Here is a 20,851-nt window from a genome sequence, read left to right as displayed (position 1 = left end):
CTTTTCCGGGCAACAAACATGGGCTAACAAAAGTGTAGCGGTATTAAGCGCAGTTATTTAGCATACGCTATCCCATGAATTAAAAAAAGTAATGACAAGATGATTTCTTTGTTTTTTTCATTTATTTCAACTGGTTTTTATTTGTAATGTGAAGTGTAACGTTATTTAATATAATTTATGTCGAATCCTAAAATATTCCTATAACCTATTTTTATTGATGAATCTTTACGCGTTATAGGTGTGACTTTGTGCCATATTGTAGAGTTTTTATCTATATGGAATAGTCCTTCTCCTTTGCTCAGTGTGTGAGATTTAATGACTTCTTTTTTTTCAGAGCAATATAGTTCACTTGTTTCTCCTATTATATTGTATTTGTCAATAACTAATGCGGAGATGATATAATCGCTTCCATCTTGATGTAATCCTTCCGGAGAGTTACTTACTGACGCCTCTGCGTTATCTAAAATTAATGAGATCTGATGGCAAGTCACTGCTACTTTTTTTATTTCTCTTTGGGATTCACATTCCTTTAGCATCTTTACGATATTTATAATTATGACTGTTAATTCAGGTGAGTGAACGATCATTGGGTCCATTGGTGAAAACCTACGTGTTAATCTTCTTAGATCTGTAAAGTGATCGGCGGGCTGTGTAAACGTGGTAAGTTGTGGAAGCTCAATATTTTTTACTTCCCATTGGTTGTTTGTCAATTCAACGATGAACTGGCTAATACTTCTTTTCCTAAAAGGTTTATAGGAATAGAAAGTTTGTTTATCTATTTTAGATAAACAAGATATGAGTTTTTTTATTTTCTCTGGTATAAAAATATCATCTAAATAACATTGTGCTTCCTCCAGAATAATTTTTTTTCAGCAATTAACTTTTTCATAAGAAATCTTAATTGAGACAATTTTACATCATTATGATCCCATGGTAATAATTCAAAGGAGAATGCCTTGTTAGCTAAATTAATATCTATTCCTAGCTCATTAATTTCAAACTGAATTATGTTATATTTAATTCCCATAAAGATTCTATCCTGTTTCATTAGAATGTCATTGGTGGATAATGCTAATAATAATATATGTATACTCAAGTTAATTAAAGCTACATATAACGTTAAAATCTGCTCGTGACATTAAGTGTCAATAACAGTTATCATTCTAATAATTTACTCATTTAAGCTCATTAGGGTTCTCTCGCTTGCCTCACTTCTGCAATTAGAATTATTTATGGTGTAAATTATATTCTTAATAATAAAATATGAGCATGTGATCTAATTATAATTATTACCCTGTGGTTTATATTTTTGAGTGGTGGCTTTGGATGAACTATTTTTATATCTAAAATATATAAATTAAACAAGTGGTAATAACTTATTATTTCTCCTAAAATTAATTAAATATATTTCATCGATAATCATTTTCCTGTAACACCATGCCGTTATAAATAATGGTTAGATATATGACTAATGGCTTATTTACTTGTTTATTTATATCTATTGTTAATAGAAATCTGGCAAAACTTGATTTTTATCATAGATAGATAAAAGTGTGATCCACTTAAATGGAATGGCGTTTCATTTTGTGTAGAGTAGGCTTTCGTCATTGAACTTGACGTGCTTTTTATCAACAGCTAGACGTGATTTTTATCAATGCTAATAGCGAACAATCGATTTTAATCTGCTGGATGTTAAAAACTGAGGGTAATTCATGCCAATTAATGCTCTGAGTAAGACACTATTATTAGGATTGATATCATTTGCCGTTTTAGGTGAAGTCAGCGCGGCACAGTACAATGCCGTGGTTTCTGCCATGGCGCAGGGCAATGAGTTCTCTTCAATTAATGCAGCGTTACAATCAGCACCGACAGATAATTCTCCGTTTGTTATTTTCCTTAAAAAAGGCGTTTATACCGAACGGCTTGAGGTCAATCGTGACAATGTGACGCTGAAAGGTGAGGAGCGTGATACGACGGTGATTGGCGCGAATACCGCCGCGGGTATGCTCAACCCACAAGGGATGAAATGGGGAACCTCTGGCAGCAGCACGGTATTGGTGAATGCAGCCAATTTTACTGCAGAAAATTTGACGATTCGTAATGACTTTGATTTCCCTGCTAATCAGGCGAAAGCAGAGGGTGACCCGACGAAATTAAAAGACACGCAAGCGGTGGCGCTGTTATTAGCGGAAAAAAGTGATAAAGCTCGCTTTAGGCAAGTCAAACTTGAGGGGTACCAAGATACGCTTTACAGCAAAACGGGCAGTCGCAGTTACTTTACCGATTGTGACATCAGTGGCCACGTCGATTTTATTTTTGGCTCAGGGGTGACGGTATTTGATCGCTGCAATATCATTGCCCGTGATCGCAATGATATCTCCCCACCTTATGGTTACATTACGGCACCCAGTACCCAAAACACCGTACCTTATGGCCTGATTGTTCTCAATAGCCGTTTAACCAAAGAGCCAGGAGTACCTGCTAAAAGTTTTGCGTTAGGGCGTCCGTGGCACCCCACTACAGCGTTTGATGATGGCCGTTATGCTGATCCTGCGGCTATTGGACAGGCGGTATTTATCAATACCGTAATGGATGATCACATTTATGGCTGGGATAAAATGTCTGGAAAAGATAAGCAAGGCGAGAAAATCTGGTTCTATCCGCAAGACTCACGCTTCTTTGAGGCGAACAGTCAGGGGCCGGGGGCTGAAATTAATGAAGGGCGGCGTCAGTTGTCTGCTGAGCAACTAAAAGCGTTCACATTGCCCATGATTTTCCCTGATTGGACTGTACAGTAGCCTCATATTAATCGCGGTTTACTGCCTTTAAGCTGGCGGATAATCCAAAAAGTGGCGTTTCACCATGATCGTTTCACTTCTCATCTGGTGCGGCCTATACCCAATAAGGCCGCCTTCTTGCATCTTGAAGGACAACGGGTATATATCGACAAATAGTTTTATATTGACGCAGAGACGCTGATGATTAGTTTAGTCATATCCCGAATTATAGGGTATGGCATTTCCCTGTTGAATATTATTCAAGATCATAAGTGGTTGAGTGCGATGATTGAGGTGTCACCAAGAAGGGTAAATGGGGTGTTAAAATGAAAACCTGTGAGTCAGTTTTTTATTAAAAAGGCTATTTTCTCTGTTTTTTAAACAGAGTGATCTGCTTAAATAAATCGGATAAACCAACTGATAAACCGATTAAATTATCTTGAATGAATAATAAGACTGTTTAAGAACGTAATAGAAGTGAAATTAAATGTGCAGTATTTAACTCGATAATTAATCATTAAAAATAACAACCAGCATGGAGTGTCCGCATGTTCAGCTATTTAATTAAGGCGAAGACTGCACATTTGATAATTCATCTTTAGCAAACTCGATGCTATTACGGCCATTTTTCTTGGCCCGGTAGAGCGCTTCATCCGCGGCTTTCAATGAAGCGGCCAAGTCATAGGCTTGCAGGGGGGAAATACCCGCACTCAAGGTGACTGTCGTCGAGACCTTATGATTAAATACATGTGGAATATCCAGGCCTAAAACGCGCTGGCGTACACGCTCTGCCAGTTGGCTGGCATACTCTTCACTGACATGTGTCAGGAGTACGAGAAACTCTTCACCACCGTAGCGCACCACGATATCTCTTGAGCGCACAGCATCACGAATAGCCGCCGAAACCCGTACCAGAGCCTGATCGCCCATGGTATGGCCATAGTTGTCGTTATAGGCTTTAAAGTGATCGATATCGAGCAGCAGAACATAATGATTTCCCGGTGACTGAGATAACAATGTTTCGAGTTTGCTCTCCAGCCCACGGCGATTATACAAACTAGTCAGAGGGTCTATCATGCTTAAATCACTGAATTTTTCTCTTTCGTTGGAAAGGTGATCAACCAGCTTACGGGTAAAGTTATCAGTTCGACGCAACATCAAGTGATGTAAAGAAAAACCAATCAGCGGTAACATGATGGTAAATATAATGCGGAAAATATTATGAAAATCATCCAGTAAGATAACAGTTATTGCCGAAGGTGCCGTATGCAGACAAAACGCGAAAAAATTATCAGACAAAGCAATGGTACTGATAAAAAAGATCGTAAACAGACTGAGTAATAAGTAATTATCTTCGTTAGTCTCTAGATATTCATATTTAAGAATGATTTGCCATGCCCAAAGTACACCGATGATGATTGAAAATAAATTCAATTTATTCGCATAGTCATTTTTGTCAACATAGCTCTTTTTATCAATATAGTTCTTTGAAATAAAAATCAGATAAGCCGCCGCGCTCAAGTTTATAACAGCAATCATCACCACGGGGAACGTTACCGGGGGGGTTTTAGGCGACGATGATAGCATGCTGAAAATAGCTGATGATGCATTAAGAAATAGGAAAAGCAGTAGAGAGAGCCGATGCTTGCTTTTCAAAAGCTGATCGTAGGAGTGGCTATTCATATTCAATTCACTCTGCATAATATCGTGCTGTCAGTAGACTAATAAATCATATCCTCGTGAGGTATTTATTCAGACATCACGACAAATAATTTTTGTTGGGAATTATTATTGTTTAAATCGTTTTAACATTTCTTTAGGATTTTTCTTAGCCAAAATTACCATTTTTGTTTCAGCCTGTCATCATGATGTCGTTCAACTGCGCAAAATGATGCATATGACATGAGAGTGTAGATAACGACATGGTCAGACTGCTGACAAACCTCGATGACTCATTCTTGAACGGTGAGGATAGGCAGAAGAGTAAAGAGTCCGCGCCAAGGATGGCGCGGCTCGAGCCCCCAGGGAAGGGTTTATGGCGTCTTTACGATCTGCCTGTTCTCTCCGTCGCGGGCACTTTGTCAATAACCTCATGGTGCAGAGCACCATAGAGTGATATATGATATTGGTTATCATTATCACTTGAGGCCATCATCATGATTGCATCGACACTTGCAGCTTACCGTTCGTGGGGGATCACCGGGTTGCTCAGCCGTGGCATGTCCAGTGGCTGGGGGATATTACTGCCTTTTACCTTGTTACCTGTACTGGGCTGGGTAGATATCTCTGTCGGCCAATTGCGCATTCTTATCGTCGTGGCGATGCTGGCAACCGTCAGCATGTTGTACCACGCGCGGTTGCGGCACTTTTTGTTACTGCCATCTTGTATGGCGCTGTTAGGCGGTTTGGTCGCGTTAATGCTAATGCACAGTGGTGTGTCTTGATAGGGGGTATCAGATAATCGGGGATAATATAAATATAAAAAATTAGGTAATACAGTAAGTAACAGTGTGGGTTATTTACGTTGAAATGGATAAATATGTATATATTGTGGGATTTGCTACATGTGTGAAGGTGGGGTCAGTGTATAGCGGAGGTTACGGAAAAACTGAAATCATCGTGGTGCGAAGGGAGGGACTTGAACCCTCACGTCCGTAAGAACACTAACACCTGAAGCTAGCGCGTCTACCAATTCCGCCACCATCGCCCAAATGATTTCTTACTATTAATTTCTTACTATCAATTTATAGCTAGCACTTCTACTTAGGATTTATATCACCAGCTTGGTGCGAAGGGAGGGACTTGAACCCTCACGTCCGTAAGAACACTAACACCTGAAGCTAGCGCGTCTACCAATTCCGCCACCATCGCATGTGCTGCGTAATATAAATCTTACTGCTATTTTGGGGCTGTTTACCCGTTATACTTCACGTTGCCGATGTGTTGACTGCCTTCCTGCAACCCGAACTATTTAGGATTAATACCAATCTGATACACAGATTTGCTACAAAAGACTGTTTGGTGCGAAGGGAGGGACTTGAACCCTCACGTCCGTAAGAACACTAACACCTGAAGCTAGCGCGTCTACCAATTCCGCCACCATCGCGTACCGGGAACATGACTTTTGTGATACAACCACGGAGGCGAATTCTAGAGACTTTCACGTACAGGTCAATAGTTATTTCCCCTAAGCGGGATGTTTGCTGTAAAAAGCATCATCTGTTGATTCATTGGCTTGATAAATGAATGGCATAGCGCGTGAGTTGTACTGGATGTGATGTTCCCGTCCCATACCGTAGCGAATGAATGCTACGGCATGGAAGAGGTGGCTTGTCTTACTGTTTGAATCTTACTGCTTTAATACTAACGTTTTTTCTTCGGATCCCGTGGCGGGCGCCCGACAGTTGCTTGATATACTTTAAAGCGGCCATTCTGTGCCAGCACTTCGTGGCTACCAAATGCGGCATCCAGCAAGGCAGGATACGGCAGGAAGGAGTTCGCTACGATGCGCAACTTTCCCCCCACATGCAGGTGAGCGGTCGCTCCACGGATCAGCATCTCAGCGGCGGTCAGGCTGGTTTGGATCCCATCATGGAAAGGTGGGTTCGAAATGATCATCTCAAAGCGACCTTTGATGTCGGAATAGACGTTACTGGCAATCACTTGCGCCTCAATATTATTCACCGCCAATGTGGCCCGGCTGGCTTCAATGGCAGCGGCGCTGACATCACTCAACGTCCATTTGATTTTTGGCGATTGCTGAGCTAGGACCGAGGCTAACACCCCAGCACCACAACCGACATCCAATACGCTGCCTTTAAATGGCTCGCTAAAGGTGGACAGCAACAGATGACTACCCGAGTCCAGTGAATCGCGGCTGAAGACACCTGGCAATGTTTTGACCGTCACACCACCGACCTGATAGCTTTCCCACCAGGCATCGGCATCAAATTCTGTCTGTTTGTCTAGACGGCCATGGTACAAACCACAGCGGCGAGCGCTGTCTATCTTGGTTAACTGCGCGAAGTCTGCCAACATTTCTTCCGCGCTGCGTACACCACTGCGGTTTTCACCCACAACAAAAATATCGGTGCCAACAGGCAGTATAGAAAGCAGATTAGCCAACTGGAACTGGGCTTCTTGTTTGCTTTTGGGCCAGTAGTAAACCAGGGTGTCGCAAGTCGCGAGAGTTTCTGCAGTGGCTAAAAGACCGAATTGCACATTCTCTTCCAGCGTGTTGCTCAGTAATTGCCAGTGGTGATATTGATTGGTGTGAACCCGTACCCCGGCTGCATCAAATTGCGCTGGCAGCGCATCTTGTAAATCACCGGCAAACAGTACGTGGCGGGCTATAAATTCATCACTATGGCGCAGTATCACTTCACTGGCTGGGGTTAATGCTGACATCAGTCTTTGGCTCCTTAATAATATAATCGGGGATTATAGAGGTTTGTTGGCGCATGTTCGATGGGTTTGCTAGCATAGCGCCAAATTACGGCTTGCTCTGACAGGAAATAGCATGGCATCAAGACGAGACTTGCTGTTACAACAGCTTGGTATTACGCAGTGGGTATTGCGCCGTCCTGCCGTCTTGCAGGGTGAGATTGCAATACATTTACCTGAAGATACCCGCCTGCTGATTGTGGCACAGCAACTGCCTGAACATAGTGATCCACTGCTGTGCGATGTGCTGCGCAGTTTGGGCCTCACGCCCCACCAGGTTTATGCCTTGACGCCGGATCAGGTCGCGATGTTGCCGGAAGATACGCAGTGCAACAGTTGGCGATTGGGCATCAGTGAACCGCTTGCGGTGGCCGGTGCGCAATTACATAGCCCGGAATTAGCTGGGCTTTATCAAGATGCGGGCGCTAAGCGCGCACTTTGGCAGCAGATTTGTCATTATGAAGCAGATTTCTATCCTGACGCCAGACGATCTGGCCACAGCGTACCAAATTGAGCAAGCCAGCCATGCGTTCCCATGGACGGAAAAAACTTTCGTCAGTAATCAGGGCGACCGGTACCTCAATTTTAAGTTGAGCATCGGCCAGGAAATGGCGGGCTTCGCTATTACCCAAATAGTGTTGGATGAAGCCACACTGTTCAATATCGCCATCGATCCACAGTATCAGCGCCAAGGTTATGGCCGTTTGCTGCTCGAACATCTGATTGAACAGTTGGAGGCGCGTAATATTGTCACGCTTTGGCTTGAGGTTCGGGCTTCAAACGCACGGGCGATCGCCTTGTATGAAAGCCTGGGGTTTAACGAAGTGTCTGTGCGCCGTAACTATTACCCAAGTGCGAATGGGCGTGAAGATGCCATTATGATGGCGTTGCCAATGGCATAGCGCCGTTTTATTGTTTTTTTATCGTCATCTTAGACGTGCTGATGCTTTCGCCGATTGTCTATCTCGCATAAATCAGGGAAAATATCGCGCAATAATCAATGTCTCGCTTTGCCTGACCCACATAGCAATAAAATGTGAGGCTCAGAGCAGGGCGGCCTAAAAGTAGAAACTTCAACTATGTCTCCTAGTGAATATGCTCTGGAAGTCGCGAAAAGACGTACTTTTGCGATCATTTCCCACCCCGATGCCGGTAAAACAACCATTACCGAAAAAGTGTTGCTGTTCGGACATGCAATTCAGACTGCCGGGACAGTAAAAGGCCGTGGCTCAAGTCATCATGCCAAATCTGACTGGATGGAAATGGAAAAACAACGTGGTATCTCCATTACCACGTCTGTAATGCAGTTTCCGTATGGCGGCTGTCTGGTCAATCTGCTTGATACCCCAGGGCATGAAGACTTCTCCGAAGATACGTATCGCACACTGACGGCGGTTGACTGCTGTTTGATGGTGATCGATGCGGCCAAAGGGGTAGAAGACCGGACCCGAAAATTGATGGAAGTGACCCGTCTGCGCGATACGCCAATTCTGACCTTTATGAACAAATTGGACCGCGAAATTCGTGATCCAATGGAAGTTCTGGATGAAGTCGAGCGTGAGCTGAAGATCGCCTGCTCCCCCATCACCTGGCCGATTGGCTGTGGTAAGTTGTTTAAAGGGGTTTATCACCTTTATAAAGACGAAACTTATCTGTATCAAAGCGGTAAAGGCCATACCATTCAGGAAGTCCGCATCGTTAAAGGGCTGAATAACCCAGATCTGGATGTGGCTGTTGGCGAAGACTTGGCCAAGCAGTTCCGTCAGGAGCTGGAACTGGTTCAGGGCGCTTCCCACGAGTTTGATCATGAGGCTTTCCTGTCCGGTGATTTAACCCCCGTCTTTTTTGGTACTGCGTTGGGTAACTTCGGTGTGGACCATATGCTAGATGGCTTGGTCGAATGGGCACCGGCACCGATGCCACGTAAAACTGATACCCGCGTAGTGGTCGCCTCTGAAGAAAAGTTCACTGGTTTCGTTTTCAAAATTCAGGCCAATATGGATCCGAAACACCGTGACCGTGTGGCCTTTATGCGCGTGGTGTCTGGCCGTTTTGAGAAAGGGATGAAGCTGCGTCAGGTACGGACCAAGAAAGACGTGGTGATTTCAGATGCACTGACCTTTATGGCCGGTGACCGTTCTCACGTTGAAGAGGCCTATGCTGGCGATATTATCGGCTTACATAACCATGGCACTATCCAGATCGGTGATACCTTCACTCAAGGTGAAGATATGAAATTCACCGGTATTCCTAACTTTGCCCCTGAATTGTTCCGCCGCATTCGCCTGCGTGATCCATTAAAGCAGAAGCAGTTGTTAAAAGGCTTGGTTCAGTTGTCAGAAGAGGGAGCCGTTCAGGTGTTCCGCCCACTGAGCAACAACGATTTGATCGTGGGTGCTGTGGGGGTGCTACAGTTTGAAGTGGTCTCTTCCCGCTTGAAGAGTGAATACAACGTGGAAGCGGTGTATGAATCAGTTAACGTTTCTACCGCGCGTTGGGTCGAATGTAATGACGTGAAGAAATTCGAGGAGTTCAAACGTAAGAATGAACTTAATTTGGCCTTAGACGGTGGTGATAATTTAAGTTACATCGCGCCCACGATGGTTAATCTCAATATTACACAAGAGCGTTACCCGGACGTTATTTTCCGCAAAACACGCGAGCACTAAGTTTACTGCTAACGAACCTGCTGCAAGCCGCATTCTATCGGGGTATCTATTACCCCGATTCATCAATCTTATTCGATATGTTCTTCCTAAGATAATTCCTACTTAGCGATAAAAATCCTGTTTTAGTCCGATTCCGACTGTATTTCTTCTGTGATGCTCTATCTTTAATAGGTACAGGCAGGATTGACTTGCATCAAACTTAGCTCAATAAACCTGCAATAACTGTAACTATTCGTTTAGGGGTCACCGCCTTAAGGTGGTGTAAGGATCCTCTTGTTGGGGTTTCATAACCCATGAAAGGATTCATAACAAAAAAGGAAAATATCGATGAAGAACACACAATTTTCCCGTTCAGTGATGACGGTTGTTTTAGGTTCTGCCCTTATCAGTGGCAGTGTTCTGGCCGAAGACACGTTACTGAATAAAGCAGCCAGCACAGTGGACAGTACTGGTGCCAAAATCGATAGCTCCATGAAGAAAGTTGATAATTACATGAGCGATAGCGCAGTCACGGCGAAAGTAAAAAGCGCGTTATTGGAAGAAAAATCACTTAAAAGCACCGATATTTCTGTCGAAACGAGCAATGGCGTCGTGACACTGAGTGGTTTTCTTAATTCTCAGGCCGAAATTGAAACCGCGGTTGAAATTGCCGGTAACGTTGAAGGGGTTAAATCTGTCAGCGACAAATTGCACGTAAAAGACCAGAAATCACAGTCGGTCAGTGAATATGCGGGCGATGCTGCGACCACCAGCAGTGTTAAAGCAAAATTACTGGCGGATGATATCGTACCGTCACGTAAAATTAAGGTAGAAACGACCGATGGTGTCGTACAGCTATCGGGTGATGTTGAGAATAAAGCCCAATCTGAACGTGCAGAAAGTATTGCTAAAGCGGTAAACGGCGTAAAAAGCGTTAAAAACGACTTGAACATCAATCCTTAATAATTATTCAGCTGGCGACGTATGGCATGGAATATATCCTGTTGGATATCGATAAATAAGGTATCCCCCACGCCGTTCGTCAGCTGAGTTAATTTCCTCTGAGAGCCAAATGAAATGGTGTCTGTTTAATCAGGCACCTTATCTTTAAACCGGAAGGAGAAGCTTATGTTTCGCTGGGGCATTATTTTTCTGATTATTGCGTTAATCGCGGCCGCATTAGGTTTTGGTGGATTGGCAGGTACTGCGGCTTGGGCGGCAAAAGTGGTCTTTGTGGTGGGGATTATTTTGTTCCTCATCAGTCTGTTTACGGGACGTAAACACCTTTAACAAGGCAGTAGGGGTGACAGCAAAGGGCAATAAGGGGTATCGTCAACACCTGTTCGTCATGAATTAAGGATAGATGGTGGGATACAGAATACCTATTACGCTCGGTAATATTGAGCCACTTGCCTATAAATCCTATAAACCCTATCAACCCGGTAAAATGGCGTTAGTCTGTGAGGGCGGCGGGCAACGGGGGATTTTTACAGCCGGTGTGCTGGATGAATTCCAACGTGCTCGCTTTAACCCTTTTGATCTCATGATTGGCACCTCAGCAGGGGCGCAAAATTTATCTGCCTTTATTTGTGGGCAACCCGGTTACGCACGGCGAGTTATTACCCGTTACACCACCACAGCCAATTTTTTTAACCCCTTACGCTTTGTACGTGGGGGTAATTTAATTGATCTCGATTGGCTAGTGGATATCACTTCCCAACAGTACCCTCTGGCATTCGATCACGCTGAACAATATTTGCGTCAGGGGCGCGAGTTTTTAATGTGCGCTTGTCGTAGTGATGATTTCGAACCAACGTATATTTCCCCAACCCGGGAAAACTGGCTAACAGCGATTAAAGCCTCCAGTGCCATCCCCGGTTTATATCGGCAGGGCGTTGAGTTGGATGGTGTGAGTTATCTGGATGGGGGTATCAGCGATGCGATCCCGGTAGAAGAGGCTTATCGCCGTGGTGCAGAGACGATAGTGGTGATCCGCACGGTTCCTTCGCAGGCTAATTATGCGCCGCAATGGCTTAAGCGGATTGAACAATGGCTGAGTGAAAGCAGCTTGCAGCAATTGGTGCGGATTATGCAGCAGCATGAGCGGAGTTATCATCGTATTCAGCAATTTATCGAGAAACCGCCGGGCGATGTACGAATTTTCGAAATTTTCCCATCAAAACCACTCGCCAGCAAGGCATTGGGGAGCGGGGCGGTGGCTCTGAATCGTGACTATCATTTAGGCCGTCGCTGTGGCCGCTATTTTCTGGCAACTATTGGGCGTTGGTTATTACCTCGTGAGTCGTTGGGGGATAGTGATAAAACCTCCATTCCTCTCTCGCGCCGCATTATCCAGCCACAGAATATTAATCAGCCGAATGATAGATATGAGTATAGTCGGCCTAAAGAACGTTTTACCGCTGTACTCTCCACAGAGCCGCCTGTCACGTTATCTGATCTCACCGCGCCTTCCGAGGTGCAGACAACGGCAAAGGCAGTGCAAATAAATGGGGCGCTTGATCCTGTATCGCTGACTGATACTGAACAAGTGAAGTCTAGCTCTTTACCCGTCGATATCACTTTGCCACCGGATCTGACAAAAAAATAAAGGTAATACTGTGTGATGAGAGCGCCAGATAAGCCGATGCCGTATTTTATCGATACCCACTGTCATTTTGATTTCCCTCCGTTCACCGGTGATGAAGCCGCGAGTTTAGCCTGTGCGGCAGAGGCGAATGTCAGGCAATTGATTGTTCCTTCGGTCAAGGCAGCATATTTTTCCCGTATTTTGGCGTTAGCCAATTGTTATCCCCCATTGTTTGCGGCTCTTGGCTTACACCCTCTGTATATTGCTGAACATGAGGATGCCGATATGGCAACATTGGCATCTCTTTTGGCAGATAAATCACCGAAACTGGTGGCAATAGGTGAGATTGGCCTCGATCTGTATATGGATGAGCCGCAGTTTCCACATCAGTTAGTAATCCTGAATATGCAGCTTGAACTGGCCAAACAGCATGATTTGCCAGTTATTTTGCATTCACGCCGCTCACACGATCCACTGGCTGCGGCATTGCGTAAAGCCGCGTTGCCGCGCGCGGGTGTGATACATGGTTTTGCGGGCAGTTTAGCGCAGGCGCAAGCCTTTATTCGCCTAGGTTATTACATTGGTGTGGGGGGGACCATCACTTATGAACGAGCGCAGAAAACCCGTCATGTTATGGCCTCATTGCCGCTCTCCTCGTTGCTCTTGGAAACCGATGCACCCGATATGCCTGTGGCGAGTTTTCAAGGGCAAGCCAATCGCCCTGAACGAGCAGCCAATGTGTTTGCCGCCTTGTGTGAGCTGCGCCCAGAGCCAGCCGATGAGATTGCGGCTGAGTTGATGTGTAATAGCCAGCGTTTATTTTCCCTGCCTCCCCTTCGTCCTTGACGCTGCAGCGGCGTTAGCTTCACTCACTCACCCGAATCACTTACTTGAGTAAGCTCATCGGGATTTGTTCGCTTGCTGCCTTGCTGCAACGCCAATGACGTTGGGGTCTTCCTTTTATCTTCGTCCTTGACGCTGCAGCGGTGTTAGCTTTTATCTTTACTCGGCCCATTCATGCTAACAGTAAGCATACATATTGTTCGTTATTGAACTTTAATGTGACGGTTATCACATTTATATCTTTGTAGTTGCTTCCGCTTGTGTTTATTTGTGACGGGGATTGCTTGATGGCTAGGTGATGACGCTATAATTGCCGGCATCATTTCAATGTGACTAATAGCCTTATTATTAATAGGAATATCGACATGCTCATGAGTTTGGTCGGGATGGCAGTACTGATATTAATCGCCGTACTGCTTTCAAGTAATGCCAGGGCGATTAATCTTCGCACTGTCATCGGTGCATTTATTATCCAAGTGGTGATTGGTGCGCTGGTGCTATATGTACCGGTTGGCCGCCGTATTCTGGGGGGGATGTCGGAAGGGGTCGCTAATGTTATTGCTTATGGTAATGAAGGGATCTCATTTATTTTTGGCGGATTGGTTTCCGACAAAATGTTTGAAGTTTTTGGCGGAGGGGGGTTTGTATTCGCCCTACGTGTATTACCGGTAATTGTATTCTTCTCGTCATTGATTGCGGTGTTGTATTACCTCGGCATTATGCAAATTGTTATTAAAGTATTAGGCGGTGGTTTACAAAAACTGCTGGGTACCTCGCGGACGGAGTCTCTTTCTGCCACAGCCAATATTTTCGTTGGGCAGACAGAAGCGCCGTTAGTTGTTCGCCCCTATATTGCGACTATGACCCAGTCAGAACTGTTTGCGGTCATGTGTGGTGGCCTGGCCTCGGTTGCTGGCTCAGTATTGGCCGGGTATGCGCAAATGGGCGTACCATTGGAATATTTGATTGCCGCCTCCTTTATGGCAGCACCAGGCGGGTTACTGTTCGCCAAGTTAATGGTGCCTGAAACCGAGCAAACCCGCGATAAAGTTGATGCTACCGCACTGATTGCGGAAGAAGATCGTCCGGCTAACGTCATTGATGCTGCGGCCTCTGGGGCAGCCTCTGGTATGCAACTGGCGCTGAATGTCGGGGCGATGTTATTGGCCTTTATCGCATTGATTGCACTGCTTAATGGCATTCTGGGGGGGATTGGCGGTTGGTTCGATTATCCGCAACTCTCGCTGGAATTGATTCTGGGCTGGGTGTTCTCACCAATCGCTTATCTGATCGGCGTGCCATGGAGCGAAGCAATGGTGGCGGGCTCCTTTATCGGCCAAAAGATTATTGTTAACGAGTTCGTGGCCTTCATGAACTTTGGTGAGTATTTGCAGGCGGACGAGCTGGTGAAAGCGGCCGGTTTACAGGTGCTCTCTGATCACACCAAAGCAATCATCTCTTTTGCCCTATGTGGGTTCGCCAACTTGTCTTCGGTGGCTATTCTATTGGGTGGGTTAGGCAGCATGGCACCTAGCCGTCGTCATGATATAGCGCGCTTTGGCCTGAAAGCGGTGGCCGCAGGGACGTTGTCGAATTTGATGAGTGCGACGATCGCCGGCTTCTTCTTGGCACTGTGATGTATAAGGTGCCGTTTTTGTAAAACGGCACCGGCTATCCGGCGTATTCCCAGTAATAAGCTATTCTTGATACGAATAGCGTAATCGAGGTCAATAGACCATAAATGGGGTTATTTTGTGATTTAAATCACATATAATTCCATTCCGTTACATGGTTCCATTGATTAATGTGAAATTAAACACATCTCAGGGCGTGCTAACGTGCTCAAATAGTACCATTGGTTTGCTGATTGGATGCCGGAGCTTGTGTAGAAAATCATATGACAGAACTGATTAATACATGACCGAAATTATTACATATCAGAACCCGTTAATAGTGCGGTGAGATGGATCTCAATTGCCACCCAGGGGAGTCCCCTGGGGCTATCTTCAAGGAACCAAGTCCGCTCGCCAACGTATTGAGCTTAACCACTGAGAGAGACTGCCAAGGATCTTTTCTGCTCATAATTACATGCTCAGTTTTTGGCAAACTGCCGGAGCTGAAACAGTGTTGGAGAGTTTTATGACCGATTTAACCGCCTGCGCGCATTTGAACGATTACGCTAAACGCGCGCTAAGTTTGATGGATTTAACCACCCTGAATGACAACGATACCGATGAAAAAGTGATCGCGCTATGTCATCAGGCTAAAAGCCCGGCCGGTAATACCGCGGCAATTTGTATTTATCCTCGCTTTATCCCGGTTGCCCGTAAGGCTTTACGTGAGCAGGGTACTCCTGAGATCCGTATCGCCACGGTGACCAATTTCCCTCATGGTAATGATGATATTGCGATTGCGTTGGCTGAAACCCGTGCTGCCATTGCTTATGGTGCCGATGAAGTGGATGTGGTTTTCCCTTATCGCGCATTAATGGCCGGTAACGATAAAGTTGGCTTCGAATTAGTGAAAACGTGTAAAGAAGCTTGCGTTACCGCGAATGTATTACTGAAAGTCATCATTGAAACTGGTGAACTTAAGCAAGCGCATTTAATTCGTCAGGCCTCTGAAATTGCAATCAAAGCGGGTGCCGATTTTATTAAAACCTCTACCGGTAAAGTGCCGGTGAATGCCACGTTGGAAAGTGCAGACATTATGATCCGCACTATCCGTGAGTTAGGCGTAGGTGAAACGGTTGGCTTCAAACCGGCGGGTGGTGTCCGTACCGCCGAAGATGCCGCGCAATTTTTGCAATTGGCTGATCAACTGATGGGTGAAGGCTGGGCTGATGCTCGCCATTTCCGCTTTGGTGCTTCCAGTCTACTCGCCAGTTTGTTGACCACATTGGGTCACCAGAGCGACGCCAAGAGCAGCGGTTACTAACGTTATTATCATTACACTGAATTGATGCACTGCAGGCTGCTGGCCTGCTGTGTCGCTATTTCCGAAAGCAGGCTACGGGCGGCTTTCATCCCATATTCAGGTCAAGCAGGGGGATGCCTTGTTTCTGGCACAAGAAATTATTCGTAAAAAACGCGACGGTCAGCCACTGAGCGAAGAAGAGATTCGTTTCTTTATCAATGGGATCCGCGACAACGTTGTTTCTGAAGGGCAAATTGCCGCTTTAGCGATGACCATTTATTTCCACGACATGAGTATGCCTGAGCGCGTTGCGCTGACCATGGCGATGCGTGATTCCGGTACCGTGCTGAATTGGAAGAGTCTGAATTTGAACGGCCCGCTGGTAGATAAGCACTCCACTGGTGGCGTGGGTGATGTGACGTCATTGATGCTTGGCCCGATGGTGGCAGCCTGTGGCGGTTATGTGCCGATGATCTCTGGCCGTGGTCTTGGTCATACCGGTGGCACACTGGACAAACTGGAGGCGATCCCCGGTTTTGATATTTTCCCAGATGATAATGCGTTCCGAAAAATCATTCAGAATGTTGGTGTGGCAATTATCGGCCAGACCAGCTCGCTGGCCCCCGCCGATAAGCGCTTTTACGCGACCCGCGATATTACGGCGACGGTGGATTCGATTCCATTGATTACGGCCTCCATTTTGGCCAAAAAATTGGCGGAAGGACTGGATGCATTGGTCATGGATGTGAAAGTCGGTTCCGGTGCCTTTATGCCAACTTACTCGTTGTCGGCTGATTTGGCGCAGGCGATTGTTGGCGTGGCAAACGGCGCGGGTTGCAAAACCACGGCGCTACTGACGGACATGAACCAAGTCCTGGCATCCAGCGCCGGTAATGGGGTAGAAGTCCGCGAAGCTGTGCGTTTCCTGACGGGCGAATATCGCAACCCACGTTTGCTGGAAGTGACTATGGCGCTGTGTGTTGAAATGTTGCTATCCGGCGGTTTAGCGCATGATGAAGCCGATGCCCGTGCCAAGCTGCAAGCGGTTTTGGATAATGGCAAAGCGGCGGAAGTCTTTGGCCGTATGGTGGCCGCGCAAAAAGGCCCGGTAGACTTTGTTGAACGCTATGACAGCTACCTGCCCGTTGCTACCCTAAGCAAACCGGTATTTGCTGAACAGACGGGAATCATTACTGCAATGGATACCCGCGCATTGGGTATGGCGGTGGTCGCCCTCGGCGGGGGACGCCGTCGGGCAACGGATCCCATTGATTATAGTGTAGGGTTGACGGATATGGCCCGTTTGGGGACCTGTGTTGATGGGCAGCAGCCACTTGCGGTGATCCATGCCAATAACGAAGATGACTGGCAGCAGGCGGCAGAGGCTGTGCGTGCGGCCATCACCTTAGGGAATGACGCGCCAGAAGAAACACCAGTGATTTATCGCCGTATCACTGAATAAACGTCATACTTTTGTTATCGGCGGCCCGTGTTACGGCGCATAAACGGATCGGCAATTAATTATGGATGTGGGGTGGTGGAGCGAATGAATATCGCCGCCCCCAGAGCGTGAATCCACGCAGGAGAGAGCAATGAAACGTACATTTATTATGGTATTAGATTCTTTTGGTATTGGTGCTAGCGCAGATGCCAAAAAATTTGGTGACGAAGGCGCAGATACATTAGGTCATATCGCAGAAGCCTGTGCGCGTGGTGAAGCCAACGTGGGCCGTAGTGGCCCGTTGACACTGCCTAACCTGAGCCGTTTAGGGCTGGGTAAAGCGGCAGAAGAATCAACCGGGACTTTCCCAGTTGGCTTGGATAAGAACGCGGATATTATTGGTGCTTATGGTTACGCCAGCGAGCTGTCTTCTGGTAAAGATACGCCGTCAGGTCACTGGGAAATTGCAGGTGTCCCGGTGTTGTTCGATTGGGGGTATTTCAGCGATGTGGAAAACAGCTTCCCACAGGAATTGCTGGATAAACTGGTAAAACGCGCCAACCTGCCGGGCTATTTGGGTAACTGCCACTCTTCCGGTACGGTGATCCTTGACCAACTGGGTGAAGAGCATATGAAAACCGGGAAGCCGATTTTCTACACCTCCGCTGACTCAGTATTCCAGATTGCCTGCCATGAAGAGACCTTTGGTCTGGATCGTCTGTATGAGCTGTGCGAAATTGCCCGTGAAGAGCTGACCGACGGTGGCTATAACATTGGTCGTGTGATTGCACGTCCGTTTATCGGCGATAAGCCGGGACACTTCCAACGTACCGGTAATCGTCATGATCTGGCGGTTGAACCACCAGCACCGACTATGCTGAAAAAACTGGTTGATGAGAAGGGCGGTGAAGTGGTGTCTATCGGTAAAATTGCCGATATTTACGCGCATGTTGGTATCACACAGAAAGTGAAGGCCACAGGGCTGGATGCGTTGTTCGATGCCACGATAGAAGAGATGAAAAAAGCGGGCGATAATACCATCGTTTTCACTAACTTCGTTGATTTTGACTCTTCTTACGGCCACCGCCGTGATGTTGCTGGTTATGCTGCCGCGTTAGAACTATTCGACCGCCGCCTACCGGAATTGATGGCATTGGTCAAAGAAGATGACATCCTGATCCTGACCGCTGACCACGGTTGTGACCCAACCTGGCCGGGCACTGACCATACCCGTGAGCACATTCCGGTTTTGGTTTACGGCCCGAAAGTTAAACCGGGTTCATTGGGGCATCGTGAGACCTTTGCCGATATCGGGCAGACGGTAGCGACGTATTTTGGGTTGTCGCCAATGGATTACGGCAAGAACATGCTTTAGAGCACAAGGCTAAGCTGAGCGAGCCAGTTCGGCGATTAACATTTCAATTAGGTTAAAAATTTAATTATCTGATTTTTAAGGAAAGTGATTATGGCAACGCCACATATTAATGCTGAAATGGGTGATTTCGCAGACGTTGTATTAATGCCAGGGGACCCACTGCGGGCAAAGTTTATTGCAGAAACTTTCCTGCAAGACGTGCGTGAAGTGAATAACGTGCGTGGCATGTTGGGTTTCACCGGCACCTATAAAGGCCGTAAGATTTCTGTTATGGGCCATGGTATGGGGATCCCATCCTGTTCTATCTATGCTAAAGAGCTGATAACTGATTTTGGCGTAAAGAAAATCATCCGCGTGGGCTCCTGTGGTGCCGTACGTACTGATGTTAAACTGCGTGATGTAGTGATCGGGATGGGGGCGTGCACGGATTCTAAAGTTAACCGTATGCGTTTTAAAGATCACGACTATGCGGCGATTGCTGATTTTGAGATGACCCGTAATGCGGTTGATGCAGCCAAAGCGAAAGGGCTCAATGTTCGTGTCGGTAACCTCTTCTCCGCTGATCTTTTCTACACACCAGACCCGCAAATGTTTGATGTGATGGAAAAATACGGTATCTTAGGCGTAGAAATGGAAGCTGCCGGTATCTACGGCGTAGCGGCAGAGTTTGGTGCGAAGGCACTGACTATTTGTACCGTTTCTGACCATATCCGTACCGGTGAGCAGACTACCGCTGCTGAACGTCAGACCACCTTTAATGACATGATTGAGATCGCACTGGAATCTGTATTGCTGGGTGATAAAGCGTAATCTCGTCTCAAGCTTCTCCCTTTCCAACGGCTTTTTCTTTCTTCAGCGGTAGAGATCTCTGCCGCTGAATTGATTTATTCATGTCTGAATCACTAACGTGTCCCCGAGAGGCTATTTATCGGCAGGCTTATGGTCGGTTTCCGCCTGACTGACGAGAGCTTCTGGCGCATCATCTTCACTTTCATCTTCTTCTTTAACCGGGGTATTGGCCGTCAGCAGATAAGGGGATTGCTGCCAACGGCTACGGCGGCCTTGTAACAGGGTGCGGGCCAGAATAATCCCCACGGCCAGAGCCACCAGAATCATCAGGCGCAGTAAGTTAGTGGTATTATCTACTTGCTTGGATTCCGTCGCCAACACGTGAGTGTCCAGTGTCATGCGCAGAAAACCACTTGGCCCACTGTTACCCGCGATCATTTCAACTATTTGGTGGTTGAAATAGCTGCCAGGGCGTTTACCATCCAGTGCCAGCCGGTCACGTACTTTCACGTTCTCTCCGGCGCTGGCAACCAACGTACCGTCAATCTGATACACACTGGCATCTAAAATACGGCTGGATTGCGTCAGTTGTTGAAGAATGGCATCGACTTTCTGGCTATCAATATTGTCGTCACCGCTATCCATAATGGGCGACAAGCTAAAAGCAACCTGTTTGGCGAGTGTTTGTGCCAGCTCTTCGACCTGCTCTGAACGTGCTAACTGGTGACTAAGGCTGAAATAAGATGCGCCTTGCATCAGCAAGACCAATAATGCCAAACAGATCAGTACAATAGCTGTTCGATGTAGTCGAAATTTTAATTTAGCCCGTGCCATACCGGTTCCTTACGAGAATGATACCCTTCATACTTGATGTTGCTGCGTTGCGAGCGGTTCTAGCTCACCTTCTATTTACTGATTGGCTACAACGTCAATTCTTTTGGGTATGGTGACTTTATGTTGCCAGAAGCAAGGGCGATAGGATAGCTTGATGCGTTGTTTTACTTGATGCGTTAGGTTTTAAATGAGCCGTTT

At 46.4% G+C, this 20,851-nt stretch carries 17 protein-coding genes, 3 tRNA genes and 1 pseudogene; 14 read left to right on the top strand and 7 right to left on the bottom strand.

What is annotated here, in order from left to right:
• Nucleotides 1-161 precede the first annotated feature (161 nt).
• Nucleotides 162-1,027 (bottom strand): annotated as a pseudogene (locus AC971_RS25575) (2OG-Fe dioxygenase family protein).
• Nucleotides 1,028-1,712: 685 nt separating this feature from the next.
• Between AC971_RS25575 and AC971_RS05425 the strand changes: the two are divergent.
• Nucleotides 1,713-2,798, top strand: coding sequence for a pectinesterase family protein (locus AC971_RS05425; RefSeq protein ID WP_025382488.1), 1,086 nt, complete (start codon nucleotides 1,713-1,715; stop codon nucleotides 2,796-2,798).
• Nucleotides 2,799-3,341: 543 nt separating this feature from the next.
• On the opposite strand, the gene AC971_RS05420 is transcribed toward AC971_RS05425, so the two are convergent.
• Nucleotides 3,342-4,478, bottom strand: coding sequence for a GGDEF domain-containing protein (locus tag AC971_RS05420; RefSeq protein WP_025382489.1), 1,137 nt, complete (start codon nucleotides 4,476-4,478; stop codon nucleotides 3,342-3,344).
• A 455-nt stretch (nucleotides 4,479-4,933) separates the two neighbouring features.
• On the opposite strand from AC971_RS05420, the gene AC971_RS05415 reads away from it, so the two are divergent.
• Nucleotides 4,934-5,221 carry a DUF1435 domain-containing protein gene (locus AC971_RS05415; protein ID WP_038402117.1) on the top strand — a complete coding sequence of 96 codons (288 nt, stop codon included), beginning with the start codon at nucleotides 4,934-4,936 and terminating at the stop codon, nucleotides 5,219-5,221.
• Nucleotides 5,222-5,397: 176 nt separating this feature from the next.
• Here the strand turns inward: AC971_RS05415 and AC971_RS05410 are convergent.
• The 4 genes from AC971_RS05410 to rsmC form a co-directional block, all read right to left on the bottom strand.
• A tRNA-Leu gene (locus AC971_RS05410) sits at nucleotides 5,398-5,484 on the bottom strand.
• 77 nt (nucleotides 5,485-5,561) lie between these two features.
• Nucleotides 5,562-5,648: transfer RNA gene (locus tag AC971_RS05405), tRNA-Leu, on the bottom strand.
• A 148-nt stretch (nucleotides 5,649-5,796) separates the two neighbouring features.
• Nucleotides 5,797-5,883 (bottom strand) — tRNA-Leu (locus tag AC971_RS05400).
• Nucleotides 5,884-6,140: 257 nt separating this feature from the next.
• The gene (rsmC, locus tag AC971_RS05395) at nucleotides 6,141-7,184 is read right to left on the bottom strand and encodes a 16S rRNA (guanine(1207)-N(2))-methyltransferase RsmC (RefSeq protein WP_025382490.1); all 1,044 of its coding nucleotides are present in this window, start codon (nucleotides 7,182-7,184) and stop codon (nucleotides 6,141-6,143) included.
• A 112-nt stretch (nucleotides 7,185-7,296) separates the two neighbouring features.
• Between rsmC and AC971_RS05390 the strand changes: the two genes are divergently transcribed.
• The 12 genes from AC971_RS05390 to deoD all read left to right on the top strand — a co-directional run bounded on the left by AC971_RS05390 (nucleotide 7,297) and on the right by deoD (nucleotide 19,840).
• Nucleotides 7,297-7,734 carry a DNA polymerase III subunit psi gene (locus tag AC971_RS05390; RefSeq protein ID WP_025382491.1) on the top strand — a complete coding sequence of 146 codons (438 nt, stop codon included), beginning with the start codon at nucleotides 7,297-7,299 and terminating at the stop codon, nucleotides 7,732-7,734.
• Nucleotides 7,679-8,122: a ribosomal protein S18-alanine N-acetyltransferase gene (gene rimI / locus AC971_RS05385; protein WP_025382492.1), complete on the top strand. Its 444-nt coding sequence runs from the start codon at nucleotides 7,679-7,681 to the stop codon at nucleotides 8,120-8,122. The genes AC971_RS05390 and rimI overlap by 56 nt, the downstream gene beginning before the upstream one ends.
• A gap of 177 nt (nucleotides 8,123-8,299) precedes the next feature.
• Nucleotides 8,300-9,889 (top strand): peptide chain release factor 3, encoded by a 1,590-nt coding sequence (gene prfC, locus AC971_RS05380; protein ID WP_025382493.1) that lies wholly within the window; start codon nucleotides 8,300-8,302, stop codon nucleotides 9,887-9,889.
• A gap of 327 nt (nucleotides 9,890-10,216) precedes the next feature.
• Nucleotides 10,217-10,831: a molecular chaperone OsmY gene (gene osmY, locus AC971_RS05375; RefSeq protein WP_025382494.1), complete on the top strand. Its 615-nt coding sequence runs from the start codon at nucleotides 10,217-10,219 to the stop codon at nucleotides 10,829-10,831.
• Nucleotides 10,832-10,996: 165 nt separating this feature from the next.
• Complete coding sequence (locus tag AC971_RS21780; RefSeq protein ID WP_038402118.1) at nucleotides 10,997-11,158, top strand: DUF1328 domain-containing protein; 162 nt, start codon at nucleotides 10,997-10,999, stop codon at nucleotides 11,156-11,158.
• A 73-nt stretch (nucleotides 11,159-11,231) separates the two neighbouring features.
• Nucleotides 11,232-12,476: a patatin-like phospholipase family protein gene (locus AC971_RS05370; protein WP_025382495.1), complete on the top strand. Its 1,245-nt coding sequence runs from the start codon at nucleotides 11,232-11,234 to the stop codon at nucleotides 12,474-12,476.
• Nucleotides 12,477-12,512: 36 nt separating this feature from the next.
• Nucleotides 12,513-13,301, top strand: a complete 789-nt coding sequence (locus AC971_RS05365) for a TatD family hydrolase (protein WP_038402536.1) — start codon at nucleotides 12,513-12,515, stop codon at nucleotides 13,299-13,301.
• A 362-nt stretch (nucleotides 13,302-13,663) separates the two neighbouring features.
• Complete coding sequence (locus AC971_RS05360) at nucleotides 13,664-14,935, top strand: NupC/NupG family nucleoside CNT transporter (protein ID WP_025382497.1); 1,272 nt, start codon at nucleotides 13,664-13,666, stop codon at nucleotides 14,933-14,935.
• 502 nt (nucleotides 14,936-15,437) lie between these two features.
• On the top strand, nucleotides 15,438-16,235 hold the full coding sequence (gene deoC, locus AC971_RS05355; RefSeq protein WP_025382498.1) for a deoxyribose-phosphate aldolase: 798 nt from the start codon (nucleotides 15,438-15,440) through the stop codon (nucleotides 16,233-16,235).
• Nucleotides 16,236-16,353: 118 nt separating this feature from the next.
• Nucleotides 16,354-17,676 (top strand): thymidine phosphorylase, encoded by a 1,323-nt coding sequence (gene deoA / locus AC971_RS05350; RefSeq protein ID WP_144236116.1) that lies wholly within the window; start codon nucleotides 16,354-16,356, stop codon nucleotides 17,674-17,676.
• A 130-nt stretch (nucleotides 17,677-17,806) separates the two neighbouring features.
• Nucleotides 17,807-19,030: a phosphopentomutase gene (deoB, locus tag AC971_RS05345; protein WP_025382499.1), complete on the top strand. Its 1,224-nt coding sequence runs from the start codon at nucleotides 17,807-17,809 to the stop codon at nucleotides 19,028-19,030.
• A 90-nt stretch (nucleotides 19,031-19,120) separates the two neighbouring features.
• Entirely contained in the window at nucleotides 19,121-19,840 is a 720-nt protein-coding gene (deoD, locus tag AC971_RS05340; protein WP_025382500.1) for a purine-nucleoside phosphorylase, read from the top strand.
• Nucleotides 19,841-19,951: 111 nt separating this feature from the next.
• On the opposite strand, the gene AC971_RS05335 is transcribed toward deoD, so the two are convergent.
• Nucleotides 19,952-20,653 carry a YtjB family periplasmic protein gene (locus AC971_RS05335; protein WP_025382501.1) on the bottom strand — a complete coding sequence of 234 codons (702 nt, stop codon included), beginning with the start codon at nucleotides 20,651-20,653 and terminating at the stop codon, nucleotides 19,952-19,954.
• Nucleotides 20,654-20,851 lie beyond the last annotated feature (198 nt).

This window comes from Yersinia similis, assembly GCF_001053095.1.
Classification (GTDB): domain Bacteria; phylum Pseudomonadota; class Gammaproteobacteria; order Enterobacterales; family Enterobacteriaceae; genus Yersinia; species Yersinia similis.
The sequence above is the reverse complement of the archived record's forward strand: the minus strand, read 5'-3'. Positions and strand labels throughout refer to the sequence as shown.